The 16,804-nt window shown below is 71.3% G+C and carries 14 protein-coding genes; 9 read left to right on the top strand and 5 right to left on the bottom strand.

Translation table 11 applies throughout. The features are described from left to right. Positions 1 to 26: 26 nt before the first annotated feature. The 7 genes from OHN19_RS29870 to OHN19_RS29840 all read left to right on the top strand — a co-directional run bounded on the left by OHN19_RS29870 (position 27) and on the right by OHN19_RS29840 (position 7,574). A complete protein-coding gene (locus OHN19_RS29870) occupies positions 27 to 794 on the top strand; it encodes a glutamine amidotransferase (protein ID WP_330267158.1) in 768 nt (255 codons plus the stop codon). Next, complete coding sequence (gene deoD / locus OHN19_RS29865; protein WP_330267157.1) at positions 794 to 1,522, top strand: purine-nucleoside phosphorylase; 729 nt, start codon at positions 794 to 796, stop codon at positions 1,520 to 1,522. Before OHN19_RS29870 ends, deoD begins: the two co-directional genes overlap by 1 nt. Before the next feature lie 99 nt (positions 1,523 to 1,621). After that, entirely contained in the window at positions 1,622 to 2,716 is a 1,095-nt protein-coding gene (locus tag OHN19_RS29860; RefSeq protein WP_330267156.1) for a BMP family lipoprotein, read from the top strand. A gap of 16 nt (positions 2,717 to 2,732) precedes the next feature. After that, a complete protein-coding gene (locus tag OHN19_RS29855) occupies positions 2,733 to 4,313 on the top strand; it encodes an ABC transporter ATP-binding protein (protein ID WP_330267155.1) in 1,581 nt (526 codons plus the stop codon). Beyond that, positions 4,310 to 5,443, top strand: a complete 1,134-nt coding sequence (locus OHN19_RS29850; RefSeq protein WP_330267154.1) for an ABC transporter permease — start codon at positions 4,310 to 4,312, stop codon at positions 5,441 to 5,443. The genes OHN19_RS29855 and OHN19_RS29850 overlap by 4 nt, the downstream gene beginning before the upstream one ends. Then, positions 5,443 to 6,408, top strand: coding sequence for an ABC transporter permease (locus tag OHN19_RS29845; protein WP_330267153.1), 966 nt, complete (start codon positions 5,443 to 5,445; stop codon positions 6,406 to 6,408). Before OHN19_RS29850 ends, OHN19_RS29845 begins: the two co-directional genes overlap by 1 nt. Further along, positions 6,405 to 7,574: an esterase-like activity of phytase family protein gene (locus tag OHN19_RS29840; RefSeq protein WP_330267152.1), complete on the top strand. Its 1,170-nt coding sequence runs from the start codon at positions 6,405 to 6,407 to the stop codon at positions 7,572 to 7,574. Before OHN19_RS29845 ends, OHN19_RS29840 begins: the two co-directional genes overlap by 4 nt. Before the next feature lie 133 nt (positions 7,575 to 7,707). Here OHN19_RS29840 and OHN19_RS29835 read toward each other — a convergent pair whose 3' ends face one another. Continuing rightward, on the bottom strand, positions 7,708 to 9,192 hold the full coding sequence (locus tag OHN19_RS29835; protein ID WP_330267151.1) for a ricin-type beta-trefoil lectin domain protein: 1,485 nt from the start codon (positions 9,190 to 9,192) through the stop codon (positions 7,708 to 7,710). Positions 9,193 to 9,705: 513 nt separating this feature from the next. Between OHN19_RS29835 and OHN19_RS29830 the strand changes: the two genes are divergently transcribed. Together OHN19_RS29830 and OHN19_RS29825 are read left to right on the top strand one after the other, a co-directional pair. Beyond that, entirely contained in the window at positions 9,706 to 11,952 is a 2,247-nt protein-coding gene (locus OHN19_RS29830) for a glycoside hydrolase family 36 protein (RefSeq protein ID WP_330269740.1), read from the top strand. A 137-nt stretch (positions 11,953 to 12,089) separates the two neighbouring features. Further along, a complete protein-coding gene (locus OHN19_RS29825; RefSeq protein WP_330267150.1) occupies positions 12,090 to 12,926 on the top strand; it encodes a class II glutamine amidotransferase in 837 nt (278 codons plus the stop codon). Positions 12,927 to 12,944: 18 nt separating this feature from the next. On the opposite strand, the gene OHN19_RS29820 is transcribed toward OHN19_RS29825, so the two are convergent. From OHN19_RS29820 to OHN19_RS29805, 4 genes are all read right to left on the bottom strand, one after another. Next, positions 12,945 to 13,292, bottom strand: coding sequence for an amphi-Trp domain-containing protein (locus OHN19_RS29820; protein ID WP_330267149.1), 348 nt, complete (start codon positions 13,290 to 13,292; stop codon positions 12,945 to 12,947). 99 nt (positions 13,293 to 13,391) lie between these two features. Then, complete coding sequence (locus tag OHN19_RS29815; RefSeq protein ID WP_330269739.1) at positions 13,392 to 14,423, bottom strand: LacI family DNA-binding transcriptional regulator; 1,032 nt, start codon at positions 14,421 to 14,423, stop codon at positions 13,392 to 13,394. Positions 14,424 to 14,425: 2 nt separating this feature from the next. Continuing rightward, positions 14,426 to 15,466, bottom strand: a complete 1,041-nt coding sequence (locus OHN19_RS29810) for a LacI family DNA-binding transcriptional regulator (RefSeq protein ID WP_330267148.1) — start codon at positions 15,464 to 15,466, stop codon at positions 14,426 to 14,428. A gap of 9 nt (positions 15,467 to 15,475) precedes the next feature. Beyond that, positions 15,476 to 16,483, bottom strand: a complete 1,008-nt coding sequence (locus OHN19_RS29805) for a glycoside hydrolase family 43 protein (protein WP_330267147.1) — start codon at positions 16,481 to 16,483, stop codon at positions 15,476 to 15,478. Between the last annotated feature and the right edge of the window lie 321 nt (positions 16,484 to 16,804).

Raw genomic sequence — 16,804 nt, 5'->3', positions numbered from 1 at the left:
CCCCTCTTGTGAAAGGCCGTACAGCGATGCCCCATGTCCTCGTCGTGGGTGAGTCCTGGTTCACCCACTCCGTCCACCAGAAGGGGTTCGACTCCTTCTTCACCTCCGAGTACGTCGAGGGCGCCCAGGTCTTCCTCGACGCGCTGCGCGACCGCGGCCACACGGTGACGTACGTCCCGGCGCACGAGATAGCGAGCAGAGTGCCCGCCACCGCCGAGGGCCTGGACGCCTACGACGTCGTCGTGATCAGTGACGTCGGGGCCAACAGCTTCCAGCTCACTCCGCAGACCTTCGCCCACTCGGTCCCCGCGCCGGACCGCACGGAACTGCTCCGGGGGTACGTCGAGCGCGGCGGCGGGCTGCTGATGGTGGGCGGCTACCTCACCTTCACCGGCATCGACGCCAAGGCCCGCTGGGGCCGCACCCCGCTGGCCGCCGCACTGCCGGTCACCCTGCACGACCGGGACGACCGGGTGGAACTGCCCGCCGGGGCCGCACCCCGCGTCCTCGCCCGGCACCCGGTGGTCGACGGACTGGACGCGACCTGGCCGGTGCTGCTCGGCCTCAACGAGGTGGCCGTACGGGAGCGGGCGGAACTGCTCGTCGAGTGCGCGGGCCATCCGCTGCTGGCGGTCGGCGATTACGGCGCGGGGAGGTCGGCGGCCTTCACATCGGACCTGGCGCCGCACTGGGCCCCGCCCGGCTTCCTCGACTGGCAGGGCTATCCCGAGCTGTGGGACCGGCTGGTGCGCTGGCTGTCCGGCACCCCGGCAGAGACAGAGGAGCAGGCCTGATGGTCACCCCCCACCTCTCGGCCGCCCCCGGCGACTTCGCGCCGGACGTGCTGATGCCCGGCGACCCACGCCGGGCCCGCCGGATCGCGGAAACGATCCTCCAGGATGCCCGGCTGGTCACCGACGTGCGGGGCATCGAGGGGTACACCGGAACGTACCGAGGGGCGCCGCTGTCCGTGCTGGCCTCCGGTATGGGCATGCCGTCCGTCACGATCTACGCCACCGAGCTGTTCCGCTTCTACGGCGTGCGCCGCATCGTGCGGGTGGGCACCGCGGGCGCCCTCCCCGCCTCCGTGCGGCTGCGGGACGTCGTCGTGGCCACCGCCGCCCACACCGACTCGGCGATGGGCAGCCGCCGTATCGACGGAGTGCACCTCAGTCACACCGCCTCCTTCGGCCTGGCCGCGGCGGCCGCACGGGCCGCCGAAGCCGGGGCCGGTGGTGGAGCACGCACGCACATCGGGCCGGTGTTCACCACCGACCACTTCTATCTGGAGCGTCCGGCGCTGTTCGAGCGGCTGGAAGCACACGGGACCCTCGCCGTCGAGATGGAGGCCGCGGGCCTGTACGCGACCGCCGCCGCCGAGGGCGGCCAGGCGCTCGCCGTCCTGACCGTCAGCGACCACCTGCGCCACGCCGAGGCGCTCACCCCGGCCGAACGGGAGACCGACTTCGACAGGGCCGTCACCATCGCGGCCACCGCGCTGCTCCCGGAAACAATCTCCTAACGCGAGAGAACACAAAGACCCGTAGCCAAAACGTTTTGCATTGCATAGCTTTCGGCCAATGACCGGGAATGACCCCCGCAGAGAAAGTGAATCCAGGCGATGAACAAGATCAGAATTCTGGGAGGCGTCGCTGCGCTCTCCCTCGCCCTCGCCGCGTGCGGCGCCTCGACGGACGCCGACTCCGCCCAGTCCGGGAAATCCGGAAAGCTGAGAATCAAGTTCGTCATCAACGGAAACCTCGGCGACCGCTCCTTCTTCGACTCCGCGTACGCGGGCCTGAAGAAGACCGAGAAGGACCTCGGCTACAGCCTGAAGGTCGTCGAGCTGGGCAGCGACCGCACCAAGTGGTCCTCCGGCTTCGAGGACGCCGCCGCCGGCGACGACTACGACGTGCTCGCCGCGGGCACCGTCGACACCGTCGGCTTCGTCTCCAAACTGGCCCCGGAATACCCGGACAAGAAGTTCTGGCTCTTCGACGGCTCCGTCGACTACACGGGCAAGAGCGGCTGCTCCAACAAGTGCGCGAACGTCTACTCGGTCACGTTCAAGCAGAACGAGGCCGCTTATCTCGCCGGATTCCTCGCCGACAAACTCGTCGCCGCCAACTCCCTTCCCGGCAGCACCGGAAACGGCAAGGTGGGCGTGATCGGCGGAGTGAAGATTCCCGTCATCGAGGACTTCGTCATCGGCTTCAAGGCGGGCTTCGAGGCGGCGGGCGGAAATCCGTCCTCCGGGGTCCTCGTGCAGTACGTCGGCGGCGACAACCCGTTCGGCGACCCGGCGAAGGGCAAGCAGATCGCCTCCGCTATGTACGGACAGGGCGCCGAACTGGTGTGGCCCGTCGCCGGATCCTCCGGGCTCGGCGTGTTCGAGTCGGCCGTCGCCGCCAAGCGGTACGCCTTCGGCGTCGACTCCGACCAGTACAAGACGCTCACCGACCCCGCTCAGCGGGACACCGTCGTCACCTCCATCCTCAAGAACGCCGGCAACGCCCTCTATCTGGCCGCCAAGGCGAACAAGGCCGGCACGCTCGCCTACGGCAAGCCCGCCGCCGTGGGCCTGGCCGAGGACGGCGTGGGTTACGTGGACAACGCCAACTTCGACAAGCTCGTCCCCGCCGCCGTACGCGCCGAACTCAAGGCGCAGGCCGCGAAGGTCAAGTCCGGTGCCGTCAAGGTCCCTTCGGCCTTCTGACCTCCGAGGAACACTGGTGGAACCCATCGAGGAAACCGACGCGGCCGTGCACGGCGCCGCGGAGAAGGCCCCACCCGCCCTTGCGGCCACGGGCCTGGGCAAGACCTACCCCAACGGCACCCGCGCCGTGATCGACGTCGACCTGTCGGTGCCCGTCGGCGAGATCAGGGCGATCGTCGGGCAGAACGGCGCCGGCAAGTCCACCCTGATGAAGCTGCTGTACGGGCTCGAACAGCCGTCGGCCGGGCAACTCAGCGTGCACGGCAGGCCGGTCAGGTTCTCCCGGCCGCAGGACGCCATCGCCCTCGGGGTGGGCATGGTCCACCAGAACCTCATGCTGGTGCCGTCGTTCACCATCGCCGAGAACGTCGTCCTCGGCGTCGAGCCGGGCCCATCCGGCCGCGTCGACCGCGCGGCCGCCGCCGAACGCACCGCCGCGCTGGCCGAGGAGGCGGGGCTCGCCGTCGACCCGGAGGCCAGGGTCGACGCGGTGTCGGTGGGGATGCGTCAGCGCGCCGAGATCCTCAAGGCCCTGCACCGCGGCGCCCGCATCCTGATCCTCGACGAGCCCACCGCCGTGCTCACCCCCCAGGAGACCACCGACCTTTTCACCGCGGTCCGCAGGCTGCGCGACTCGGGCATGACCGTGCTGTTCATCTCGCACAAGCTCAAGGAGGTACGGGAGATCAGCGACCGGGTCACCGTCATGCGCGCCGGGTCGATGATCGCGACCGTACGCACCGAGGAGGCGACCCCGGCGCAGCTCGCGTCCATGATGGTCGGCCGGGAGATGACCCTCGACGTGACCAAGCCCCCGGCCCGCCCCGGAGCGGGAGTGCTGCGGGTACGAGGACTCTCCGGCCCCTCGGTGCACGACGTCTCCCTCGACATCGCGTCCGGTGAGATCGTCGGACTCGCGGGCGTCGAGGGCAACGGCCAGACCGAACTCGTCGAACTCCTCGCCGGACTGCGCCGCCCCACCGCCGGAACGGTCACCGTGGACGGCACCGACGTCACCCACCTCGACGCGGCGGGCCACCGCAGGGCCGGTGTCGCCCACGTGCCCGAGGACCGGCTGTCCAACGGGGCTGCCCTGGACCGCTCCCTCGCCGACAACCTGATCGTCGACCGCCACGACCGGCCCCCCGTCGCCCGCCACGGCATCCTGCGCACCCGCCGCATCCGTGAACTGGCCGAGGACCTGATCGGCCGGTACGCGATCCGCGCCCCGCATCCCGACGCGACGGCCGGTTCGCTGTCCGGCGGCAACCTGCAGAAGGTCGTCGTCGCCCGCGAACTGTCCGCGAAGCCACGCCTGTTGCTCGCCGCCCAGCTGACCCGGGGCGTCGACATCGGCGCCATGCAGTTCATGTACGAACGGCTCGTCGAGGCCCGGGACGCGGGCGCGGCGGTACTGCTGGTCTCCGCCGACCTCGGTGAACTGCTCGCGCTCTCCGACCGGTTGCTGGTCATCAAGGACGGCCGACTGGTCGCCCGCTTCGACGACCCGGCCGGGCTCACCGAGGAGGCCACCGGCCTGTACATGCTCGGCGTGGAGCGGCATCCGGACGAGCGGATCACGGCAGGTGTCCGATGACCTCGATCCTGGAACCGGACGCGGAACGGCAGGGGCGGCCCGAGACACAGGGGCGCCGGGAGTTCCTGGCCACCCGGCGGCGTACGGCGCTCGTCGAGCTGACGATGACCGTGCTCACCGTCGCCGTCGCCGTCCTGATCGCCTTCCTGGTCGTCCTGGCCACCGGCAAGGACGCCACCGGCGCGCTGAACGCCCTGCTCACCGGCCCGCTGGAGCGCACGCCCCGGATCGGCCGCTGGCTCGCCGACGCCACCACCCTGGCGCTGCTCGGCCTGTCCGTGGCGATCCCCTTCCGGGCCCGGCAGATCAGCCTCGGCGCGGAGGGCCAGGTGTACGCCGGCGCCCTGGCGAGCGCACTGGTCGCGATCCACCTGCACCTGCCGCCCGTCGCCGCCGTCCTGGTGCCGCTCGCCGTCGCCGCCCTCGCCGGGGGTGCGCTGGGCGCGGTCCCGGGGGTGATGAAGGCCCGCCTCGGCGCCAACGAGATCGTGGCCACCCTCATGCTGAACGCCGTCGTGGTACGGGTCTTCGACTATCTCCTCACCGACCACATCAAGGCGCCCGACAGCAGCGCCGTGCAGTCCGCGCCGGTAAGGCCCGACTCGGCGCTGCCCCTGCTCTCGGACTTCTTCGGCGTGCCCCTGGACCAGGCGAACATCGGCCTGTTCGGGATGCTCGCGGTGGCCGCGGCCGTCTGGTTCCTGCTCGCGAGGACACCGCTCGGCTACCGCATTCGGATCACCGGCTCCAACCCGGACTTCGCCCGCTACGGCGGCCTCGACGTACCGCGCACCATCGAGTGGAGCTTCGTCATCGGCGGCGCGCTCGCCGGTCTCGCCGGGGCGCACCTCGCGCTCGGCGTCTACGGCGGCCTCCAGCCCGACATGGCCGGCGGACTGGCCTTCGAGGGCATCGTCGTCGCCCTGCTGGGCCGCAACAACCCGGTCGGCGTGGTCGCCGCCGCGCTCCTCTACTCGTATCTGCGCGTCGGCGGCGATGTGATGGAGCAGCAGACCGATGTCGGCTCCGAGGCCGTGACCATCATCCAGGCGGTCATCGTGCTGCTCGTGACCGCCCGGGCGCTGCCCGAACTCGTCAAGCGGTACCTCGCCCGAAGGGAGGCCCGCTGATGGGCCAGGTCCTCGACGTCGTGCTCAGCACCGGTTTCCTCGCGGCGATCCTCGGGGTGTCCACGCCGTACGTGCTCGCCGCCCTCGGCGGTCTGCTGGCCGAGCGGGCCGGTGTGCCCAACATCGCGCTGGAGGGCTCGATGCTGACCGCGGCCTGCACGGGTGCGCTGGTCGCCGGGTACAGCGGCTCGGTGTGGGCGGGGGCCGCCTGCGGGATCGCCGGGGGCGCGCTCCTCGCGCTGCTGCTCGGCGTGCTGCACCTGTACCTCGGCGCGGACGCCATCATCGCGGGCATCGGTCTCAACCTGCTCGCGGCGGGCGCGACCGCGTACACCGTGTACGCGCTGCTCGGCGACAAGGGCGGGACCAGCAGGCTGCACAGCGGGGCGCTGCCCTCGGTCCGGCTGCCCCTGATCGAGGACGTTCCCGGTCTCGGCGCGGTGCTCAGCGGGCAGAACGTGCTGACCTGGGCCGCGCTCGCCGCCGCCCCCGCGGTGGCCTGGCTGCTGTACCGGGCCCGGTTCGGCTTCCATCTGCGTGCCGTCGGCGAGCATCCCGAGGCGGCCCGCTCGGTCGGCATCCACGTGCACCGGGTCCAGTTCCGCGCCCTCGCGCTCAGCGGCGCGCTGGCCGGAGCGGCCGGGGTGTTCCTGAGCATGGGCGCGGTGTCCTTCTTCGTCACCGGCATGACCGCGGGCCGCGGCTACATCGCGTTGGCCGCCGTGTTCCTCGGCGCCCTGCGCCCCTGGGGCGTCTTCCTCGCCGCCCTCGGCTTCGGCACCGCCGAGGCCCTCGCCGTCCAGCTCGGCAACCTGGACATCCCGTCGCAGCTGGTCTCCGCAATCCCGTACGCCTTCACCCTGGTCGCCCTCGCGTTCTTCGCCTGGCGGCGCCGTCGCGCGTCCCGCACCGCGCCCGCGTCGCCTCCCGGCCTGCCCTCCCCACACCTCACGGAGACCCCATGAGCATCCGCGCCGCCCGCGCCCGGATCATCGCCGGCGCCGTCGTCCTCGCCGCGCTTCCCGCCCTCATCGGCACCCCGGCCGCCGCCGCTCACGACAGCGGCATACGGCTGGATCTCCTCGGCGAGCGGGAGCTGCCGAACGCGATGCCCTTCCAGGGCACCACCGTCGGCGGACTGTCCGCCATCAGCTACGACGCGAAGTCCGGCACGTACTACGTGATCAGCGACGACCGGTCGCAGACCGGCCCCGCCCGCTTCTACACCGCCCGCGTCGACCTCACCGGCGGCACCCTCAAGGGCGTCGAGCTCACCGGCACCCACCCCTGGCTCCGCCCGGACGGCACCGCCTTCCCGCCCACCTCGACCGCCACATCCACCGTCGCACCCGACCCGGAGGGCATCGCCGTCGACCCGCGCGACGGCAGTCTGGCCTGGACGAGCGAGGGCGAGCGCATCGTCCCTTCGGACGGCCCGGCGCTGCTCGGCGACCCCTGGATCCGGCGCGCCACCACGACCGGCGCCTGGACCGGACAGCTCCCGCTGCCTCCTCAACTGCACATGAATGCGCAGGAGTTCGGCCCCCGCAAGAACCAGACCCTGGAAGGAGTCACCTTCACCCCGGACGGCCGGCGGATCGTCACCGCCATGGAGGACCCCCTCTACCAGGACGGCGACGACCCCACCCCCGAGCACGGCGCGCTGACCCGCCTCACCGTCCACGACAACCGCACCGGACAGCCGCTGGCCCAGTACGCCTACCCGCTGGAGCCGCTGTTCGCCACGACCCCGGCGGGCAGCACCGACACCAACGGGGTGAGCGACCTCGTGGCCCTCGGCCACGACCGCTTCCTGGTCCTGGAGCGCGCCTCGATCTACGCCGACAACAACTGGAAGGCCCGGATCTACCTGGTCGACCTGCGCGGCGCCACCGACGTCCTCGGCCGCGACTCCCTCACCGCCCCGTCCGCGCCGCCCGTGCGACCGGTCCGCAAGACGCTGGTGACCGACCTGTCCGACGTACTCGGGCTGTCCCGGGTCGACAACGTCGAGGGCATCACCCTCGGCCCCCGCCTCCCCGACGGCCGCCGTACCGTCGTCCTGGTCTCCGACGACAACTTCGCCGCACGCCAGGTGACCCAGTTCATCGCCTTCGCGATCCGCGGATGACCCTGTCGATGCCTTCCGGTCACGGCTGACCGCCGCAGCTGCCGATCAGGATCGGCCGTTGCACACGAGCGCCGCCGGCCTCGCCGTGGGGCGAGGCGCGGCGCCGACGGTTCGGGTCAGTGGTGCCGGGGCGTCAGCTCCTGGTCCACTGCTGGTTGCTGCCGCCGTTGCAGTACCAGACGTCGACCGCCGTGCCGTTGCCGGTGCCCGCGCCGGCCGCGTCCAGGCAGAGCGCCGGGTTGGCGACGCTGGTCACCGAGAGGTCCGCGTTCACGTTCCACTGCTGGGCCGCCGAGCCGGTGCAGTCGGAGATGACCACGGGGTCACCCGCCGAGGCTCCGCTGCCGCCCAGCGTCATGCACTTGTTGCCGTAGACGGTGAGCTGCTTGTTCGCGTCCCAGTTCCAGGTCTGGTTGCCGCCGCCGTTGCAGTCCCAGAGGTCGAGCTGGGTGTTGTTGGTGGTGCTGAAGCCGGGCACGTCGACGCAGCGGTTCGAGCCCACTCCGCGCAGGACCTCGCCGGGCGGGGCCGGCGGCAGGTCGTTGACCGGCGGGGTCGTGCCGAAGCCGTAGCCCCAGCGCAGCAGGGCGACGCCGGTGGCGCTGTTGTCCACGAGGTTGCCGTCGGCGTCCAGCGACTCGATCGAGTAGGCGTCGCCGAACCGCAGGCCGGGCCAGTAGACCAGGCCCATGCCCTTGCTGCGGGCGGTGTTGGCCACGGCCGCCAGGTACGAGGTGTAGACGTTGCCGTTCCAGGCGCCGTAGTTGAGGCCGATGGTCATCGGGGAGCCGGCCTCGTCGATGACGGTCCGTCCGGCGTACTTGCCGATGCGGGCCTCGAGGTCGGCGGTCCAGTCCGCCTGCGTGGTGTGGCTGGCCCAGTAGCCGTAGAAGTGCAGCGACAGCAGCGTGCCGCGCAGTGCGGGGGCCGCGCCGACACCGGTGACGTTGTCGTTGTAGCCGGTGCCGCTGATCACGACCCGGCCGCGCGGGACGTCCTTGTGCCGGCCCAGCCAGCCGCTGGTGACCGAGACCCACTGGTCCAGGGTGTAGCCGTGCGGCTCGTTCATGGGCTCGAAGTAGACCCGCGGGTTGTTCTTGTACTCCCGCACCACGGTGTTCCACATGGTGTTCCAGGCGGCCGGGTCGTCGACCAGGCCGTCCTTGCTGCTGTCGGCCTCCCAGTAGCTGACGATGACCTTGTCCCCGGAGGCGGTGGCCGCGTCGATCGTCGCCCGGTACGACTTCCACCAGGTGGTGCCCACGCTCGCCGGGTTGATCGGCAGTCGCAGCGTGTTGGCGCCCAGGTTCTTCTTGAAGCCGCGCACCATCTTCTGCGTGGTGCGGTACACGGTGCCGTAGCTGTCGGTCACCTTCAGTCCGCTGGGCACCACGGCGTCACTGGCGTAGTTGTCGCGCGGGTCGGCCCAGTTCACGCCGCGGAAGTCACTGGTGGCGCCCTTCGGCGCGGGCTTGGCCGGAGCGTACGAGGCGGCTGACGTCGTCCCGGCCGGCTCGGCGAGGGCGGGGTGGGGGGCGGTCAGCAACATGAGTGTCGCGCCGAAACCGGCCATGAGCACACTGGCCAGTCTTCTCGACCTCGTCGGGGTCTTGGTCATGTCGTCTCCAGTGACGAAAAACGCGGAGGGGCGGGTGCGGGTTCGCCACCTGAGCCGAGCCATGGATGAGCCCGGGGCCCTTGTACGGACGCCCCAAACCCATGCAAACCGGCCATGGTTACGTAACCATCGCCCGGACACTCGCACGACGCGCCCACTGGTGACAAGACCTTTGACGGTTCCGAAACCCCGGGCGGCCGAGTGGTCTGCACGATGGTCGCGGGCTGACGCCGTCGTGGCTCGTCGGCGACCACGCTTGGCGTGCGCTTGTGTGACCGGTCACTTGCGTGACAGGATTGTGAGCGGTCACATTGCAGGAGACCGTCCTGTGAGCGTGAACGCCCAGCTCAGCCCAGCGCCGGAACCCTAGCGGAACCGAACCGTCCCGGAAGGGGAATCACGTTGACCGCTGCCGTAGCCGAGCGATCCCGTATCTGGGCGTGCCCGGAACTGGGGCTGCATGCCGTCGTGGACAGCACCGGATCGGTGAGACTGGGCAGACCCGGCCAGGACATGGCCTGTCTCGTTCCGCTGGTGGAGGTCACGGCGACCGGGCATGGGCGCCTGTGGTCGGGCGAGCGGTTCATCGAGACGGCCATCGGCGAGCGTCTGGCGTACCGCGACCACGAGACGGTCGAGGTGGGGGGCGGGCGCGAGCGTACGACGATCAGGCTGACGGATGCGGTGACCGGCCTGACCGCGGAGGTTGTGCTGGAGACGGGGGTTGGGGGGGCTGGCGGGGCGGTCTCGGCCGGGGCGGGGTCGGGGTCGGGGTCGGCAGCAGCAGCGGCGGGATCGGCAGCGGCGGGGTCGGGTTCTGTCGCTGAGAGCTGGGCCGGCGTGGATACGGCCGCGGCGGGTTCTGTGGGTTCGGGTTCCGCCCCGGATAGCTGGTCCGGCGTGGACCCGGCCGGAGCGGGATCGGCGGGATCGGGTTCCACCCCCGCGGGCCCGGCCGGTACGACCAGGCGGCCCGCCCGCGGCGGGTTCCTGCGGGCCCGGGTGCGGCTGGTCAACGAGGGCCGTGTGCCGGTCCGGCTGGAGAGCGTGAGCACCCTGACCCTCGGTGGCATTGCCGAAGGCGCCCTCGACGGCCTCACCCTGCACTGGGCGGACAACGACTGGCTCGCCGAATGCCGTTGGCGGCAGGCCCCCTACCGCGACCAGGTCGTCCCGTTGAACAGGTCCGCCCACGGGCACGAGGGCCGCGGCTGCTTCGAGCGGTACTCGCAGGGAAGCTGGTCCACCGGCCGCCACCTCCCCGTCGCCGGCCTCACCGACCGGGACGGCCGCGCCTGGCTGTGGCAGATCGAGTCCAGCGCAGGCTGGCGGTTCGAGACCGGTGAACGCGAAGGCGCCGCCTACGTAGCCCTGTTCGGCCCCGACGACGCCCACCACCAGTGGCAGCACACCCTCGCCCCCGGCCAGGAGTTCACCACCGTGCCCGCCGTCCTGGTGCGGACGGAGACCGGTGGCCTGGACGCCGCGTTCGGGGTCCTGACGGACTACCGCAGGGGCATCCGCCGCGACCACCCCGACCACCGCGCGCTGCCGGTGATCTACAACGACTACATGAACACCCTCATGGGTGACCCCACCACCGAACGGCTGCTGCCCCTGATCGAGTCCGCGGCCGCCGCCGGAGCGGAGGTGTTCGTCATCGACGCGGGCTGGTACGACGACGACGCCCAGGGCTGGTGGGACGCCGTCGGAGCATGGGAAGCCGCTCCGAACCGGTTCCCGGGCGGTCTGCCGGAGGTCCTGGACACGATCAGGCGCCACGGCATGACCCCGGGGCTCTGGCTCGAACCCGAGGTCGTCGGCGTCCGCAGCCCCCTGGCCCGCGCCCTGCCCGACGAGGCGTTCTTCCGGCGCGGCGGGCTCCGCGTCACCGAACACGGGCGGCACCACCTCGACCTGCGCCACCCCGCCGCCCGTGCCCACCTCGACGAGGTCGTGGACCGGCTGGTCGGCGAGTGGGGGGTCGGCTACCTCAAACTCGACTACAACATCAACATCGGCCCCGGCACGGAGCACGGCCCCGAGAGCCCGGGGGCGGGCCTGCTCGGACACCACCGCGCCCATCTCGACTGGCTGGCCTCGGTCCTCGACCGGCATCCCGGCCTGGTCCTGGAGAACTGCGGTTCGGGCGGTCTGCGCATGGACTACGCGCAGTTGGCCCTGGCCCAGCTCCAGTCCACCAGCGACCAGCAGGACTTCCTGCGCTACCCCCCGATCGCCGCGGCGGCGCCGACCGCGGTGACCCCGGAGCAGGCGGCGGTGTGGGCCTACCCGCAGCCGCACTTCACCCCGGACGAGATCGCCTTCACCCTCACCGGCGCGCTCCTGGGCCGTATCCACCTCTCCGGCTTCCTCAACCTCATGAGCGCCGAACAGTTCGCGCTCGTCCGCTCGGCCATCTCCGTCTACCGGGACATCCGAGGGGAGATCCACGACGCCCACCCCTTCTGGCCCCTCGGTCTGCCGGGCTGGGAGGACACGTGGATCACGCATGGCCTGCACACCGCCGACGGCGCGCTGCTCACCGTGTGGCGCCGGGAGTCACCCGCCGGCGCGCCCGGCCCCGACGTCGTCTCCATCCCCCTCCCCCACCTGCGGGGCAGCCACCCCGAACCGGTAGTCCTCTACCCGACCGTCTTCGACTGCACCGCGCGATGGGATCCGGACCGCGGACTGCTCACCGTCCACCTGCCCCGCCCCGGCACCGCCGCTCTCCTCCGCCTGCACACCGTGAGCTGAGCGACCTCGGGCGCCCCGGAGAACGGGCTCGACATCCCGCGCCCGCATGGCGATGCGCCGAGGGGGAGGCGAAAATGGGAGCGGAACAGAACCAGGACTCCGGCCGCGACTGCGGACAGGAACACAGGTGATCGTTCATGTGCCGATGGCTCGCTTACTCGGGAACCCCCCTGCTCCTCGACACCATCCTCTACAAACCGGCCCACTCGCTGATCGACCAGAGCCTCCACTCACGCATGGGTGTCGAGACGACCAACGGCGACGGTTTCGGCGTCGGGTGGTACTCGGAGGAGAGCATCGACACCCCGGCCCTGTTCACAGACGTGGGCCCCGCGTGGAACAACCGGAACCTGAGGGAGCTCGCGGACCATGTCCGCTCCCCGTTGTTCTTCGCCCACATCAGGGCGACCACCGGCACGGCGGTGCAGCAGACGAACTGCCACCCGTTCCGGCACGGCCGCTGGATGTGGATGCACAACGGCGCCATCGCGGACTTCCACCTGGTGCGCCGCGACCTGTCCCTGCTCGTCGAGCCCGGCCTGTACGCCGACATCGAGGGCACCACGGACTCGGAGGTGATGTTCTACCTGGCGCTCACCTTCGGCCTGGACGAGGATCCGCCGGGCGCGGTGTCCCGGATGGTGGGCGCGGTGGAGCGCGTCGGCCACGCCCACGGTGTCGAGTTCCCGCTGCAGATGACGATCGGCGTGACCGACGGCGTGCGCATATGGTCGTTCCGCTACTCGAGCCAGGGCGCTTCCCGGTCGCTGTTCTACAGCACCCGCGTGGACACCCTGCGCACCCTGCACCCCGACGCGGCGTTCCTGCGGGAGGTGTCCGACGACACCCGCCTCGTCGTCTCCGAACCCCTCGGCAACCTGCCCGGCGCCTGGAACGAGGTGCCGGAGAGCAGTTACGGCGTCATCCAGGACGGGGCCGACGAGCTGTACCGCTTCGTCCCGGAACCCGTGTGACGCGCCGGCCGCTTCCCGTCAGCCGCTCTTGCCCCTCCTGGCGTCGGTGCCGGTGCGACCGGACCGGGCGGGCACGGTCTTCTTCCCCGCGGCCTTCTCCGTACGGGCGGCCGGCTGCGGCGGCGCCGTCCGGGGCCGTCGCGTCGACCACTTGAACTCGATCTCCAGCTCGATCTCCCCGTCTCCGACCTCGACCTCCACCTCGGTGCGCAGGTCGTCGGGGATCCGCAGGCTCACCGTCGTTCCGGAGCCGAGTTCCAGTTCGGCCTCCCCGCCCTCTCTCAGCGCGGCCGCGAGCGCGTCGAGCCGGTCAGCCGCCTCGGCGCGCGACAGCGAGCTCTTCTGCTCGAACTTGAGATCCTTCATGAGGTGGCTCCCATCCGCAGAAACAGGACATAACGCCAATTCTGCGGCCGCGAGCGTGATCGGACATCCCCGAGGGCGTCCGGGTGAAGCACTCCCCGCTCAGTCGACCCCGGGGAGGCCCGGCGCGGCCGCGGAAGACCGCCGCACCCGCAGGGCGAAGCCGGCGCTCTCGCAGCGGCCGGGGAGGTCCCGGAAGTCCTCCAGGTCCATGCGGGAACGCAGGAGCGACACCGCTGTGCGGGCGATCACCGCGCGCTGCGGGTCGACGGTGGTCAGCGGGGTCGAGGCGAAGCGGGCCGCCTCGATGTCGTCGAAGCCCGCCAGGGCCACGTCGTCCGGGACGGAGACGCCGCTGCGGGCGAGGACCGACAGCGCACCGATGGCGACCACGTCGTTGTAGCAGAACAGGGCGTCGAAGCGGACGCGGGTGCGCAGCAGACGGGCCACCGCGCCGGCGCCGGCGGACCACAGGTCGGCGTCGTCCACACCGATCACCAGCGAGTCGTCGTAGGCGACCCCGGCGTCCTCGAGAGCTCTGCGGTAACCGCGCAGACGCCGGCCGCCGGCCCGGGGTTCCGCCTGTTCGCACAGGGCGGCGATACGGCGCCTGCCCTGGGCGAGGAGATGGCTGACGGCCGCGTGGGTTCCCTGCTCGTCGGCGATCTCGACGTAGTCCAGGTGCGTCCCGGCCGCCTGGGCGGGGCGCTCGCCGAGGACGACGGTGGGCTGGGTGAGCGGCAGCGGCAGGTACTCCTCGGCGGTGAGAGCCTGCGGCACGTAGATGACCCCGTCCACGAGTTCCTTGTGCGAGGTGGACAGGACGGCGCGTTCCCGCTCGGCGTCTCCCCGGGTGGTCTCGACGACCACCTTCAGGCCCTGGGTCTCCGGAGCCCGGATGACCTGTTCGGCCAGCTCCGCGTTGAACGGCTGGTGGACGTTCGGGAGGACCAGCGCGATGGTGCCGGTGCGCTGCGAGCGCAGCCCGCGGGCGAAGGGGTTGAGCCGGTAGCCGAGTTCCTCGACGGCCGCACGGACGCGGTGTTCCGTCTCGGGGCTGAAGGAGCCGGTGCCGTTGATGACGTTGGAGACCGTCTTCGTCGACACGCCCGCCTTCTCGGCCACGGTACGCATGGTCACGCTCCGCCCCATGCGGGCATCCCTCCCAAAGTCGATTCACGGACGGTCAGTTGGTGGTCGGCGACGACCAGCCGGCCGGAATCCCGCTCGACCGTACCGTTCATGCGGTCGTTCAGCAGGACCAGGGCCTCGCGTGCGATCTGGCTCCTGCCGGGGGCGAGCGAGGTGAGCGCCGGGTGCGCGTACCGGGCGTCGTCGGTGTCGTCGAACCCGGCGACGGCCACCTCGGCCGGGACCCGCACCCCCGCCTCCTGCAGGGTGTGCAGGGCGCCGAGCGCCAGGACGTCCGCGAAGGCGACCACGGCGTCGAAGGGGACACCCTGGTCGATCAGCCGGCGCATGGCGGTGGCTCCCTCCTGGCGGTTCCAGTGCGGGGTGCCCACTTCGAGGACCAGGTCGGGGACGTAGGGCAGACCGGCGTCCCGCAGTCCCTCGCGGTAGCCCTCCAGGCGCAGGTGGGCGGCGGCCCGCTCGGGCCGGTCGGTGTGGTCGGCGCCGAGGGCCGCGATCCGGGTGTATCCCAGCGACACCATGTGTCCGACGAGGGCCCGGACGCCTTCCTGGTTGGCCATGGCGACCCGGTCGACGGGTGCGTCGTAGGCCCGTTCGGAGATGAACACGGTCGGCACGGTCCGTGCCACGGTGAGGGCCTGGGCGTCGGACAGCCCCACCGGGTACATCAACAGCCCGCCCAGGTGCGGACCGTGCTCCCGGACCAGGGCGAGTTCGGCCTCGGCGGCTCCTTCGGTGAGCTCGATCAGCACCGTGAGTCCGTGGCGTTCCGCCTCTCGCATGATCTCCTCGGCGAGCGAGGAGAAGTAGGGCTGGGACAGGTGGGGCAGGGCGAGTCCGACGAGGTCGATCCGGCCGGTGCGCAGATTGCGGGCGACCGAGTTGGGCCGGAAGTCCAGCTCGGCTATGGCCGCGTCGACCTTGCGCCGGGTCTGTTCGCTGACGTTGGGCTCGCCGTTGACCACACGGGAGACCGTCTTCAGTGACACCCCGGCCCGCTGGGCCACGTCATGCATCGTGGACATGACCGAACCTTAGGCTCCGGCGGGGGCGGGGCTGCGCAGCCCCGCGCACTCGGCCGCGGTGAGCGGCAGCACCGAGCCGTGCCGGAGTCCCGGTGGCAGGACGCAGAACTCCGGGTCGGCCACGGGGAGCCACACGGGACTGTCCAGGCGGTCGGCCCGGAACGGCACGTAGCCGCGGCCGAGGAACTCGTCCAGCAGGAGCAGCCAGCCCCGCCCGTCGGGTGCCGGGAGCACGATCGGCCCCTCCGCGTGCGCCAGCCCGGGCAGTCCTCCGGCGCCGCGGCCCACGCCCTGTGCGACGGGCTCGTAGGCCGGGGCGGTCAGGTCCCGGGAGCGCTCCACGAAGACGAACTTGGCGTCCGGGGCGTCCGCGGTGCCGGGCAGCCGCTCGTCCTTCGTGAACCGGTAGAACCAGCCCTCGTGCTCCACGACCGTGGAGTCGATGACGGGATAGCCCTTGTCGACCCACACCCGTGCCTCGCCGAACGTGCGGAAGTCCTTGGTGGCCGCGCGGTACATGCGCTGGTACGACGGGCTCTCGTGCCCGGGGTCGTCGTCCGGGTAGACGGTGGACGCCCAGAACACCAGGTACTCCTCGCGGTCCGGGTCGTAGACGGCCTCGGGTGCCCAGACGCACCCGGCCTGCTCCGGCATGACCTCGACCCGGTGCGGCCCGTCCCACTCGCGCAGGTCGGCCGAGTGCCACACCAGCAGGTCGCGGCTGCCGTGCGCGATCGCCTGTTCCCAGCCCGCGCCGCCGTGGATGCGCAGGTCGGTGGCGAGCAGATGGAACCCGCTGCCGTCCGCGGCCCGCACCAGGTACGGGTCCCGGGCCCCTCCGCCCACGGGGGCGAGCGGGGGGACATCTTCGAGTTCGGTCCATCGGTCCATGCGGGGGGTGTCGCTGAGCGCGAAGCGGATCCGCTCGCCGTCGGGGCGGTGCTCGCCGGCGAAGTGGGCGAAGAGGTAGCCGGCGGGCCGTTCGGCCTGGTGGTCGCGGGGGGCGCTCTGGGGCACGGGGCCGGTCTCCTCGTCTGCGGGGGTGGGTTGAGGTGAGGTGAGCTTCGCACCGGAGATTCATCGTTGTCAAAGGAAGAGAAGTCCGATGGCACCCAGCGGTCTCCTTGCGGGGGTGCGTGGGAGCTGGAGGAAGCGACGAAGCGAACAGCCATGACCTGCAAAGATCACGAGCATGGCGTGGATACTCAGGGACGCCCTTTGATGTCGGTCTGGAAAAAGACCGACCAAAGAGGCTTGACGACGATGTACCCGACGGACATCCTGATCCCGCTTCACTCAGCTGTAACACCGGGTTCATCCGGTTACTTCGGCATTCTC

The organism is Streptomyces griseorubiginosus (assembly GCF_036345115.1).
Classification (GTDB): domain Bacteria; phylum Actinomycetota; class Actinomycetes; order Streptomycetales; family Streptomycetaceae; genus Streptomyces; species Streptomyces griseorubiginosus_C.
The sequence above is the reverse complement of the archived record's forward strand: the minus strand, read 5'-3'. Positions and strand labels throughout refer to the sequence as shown.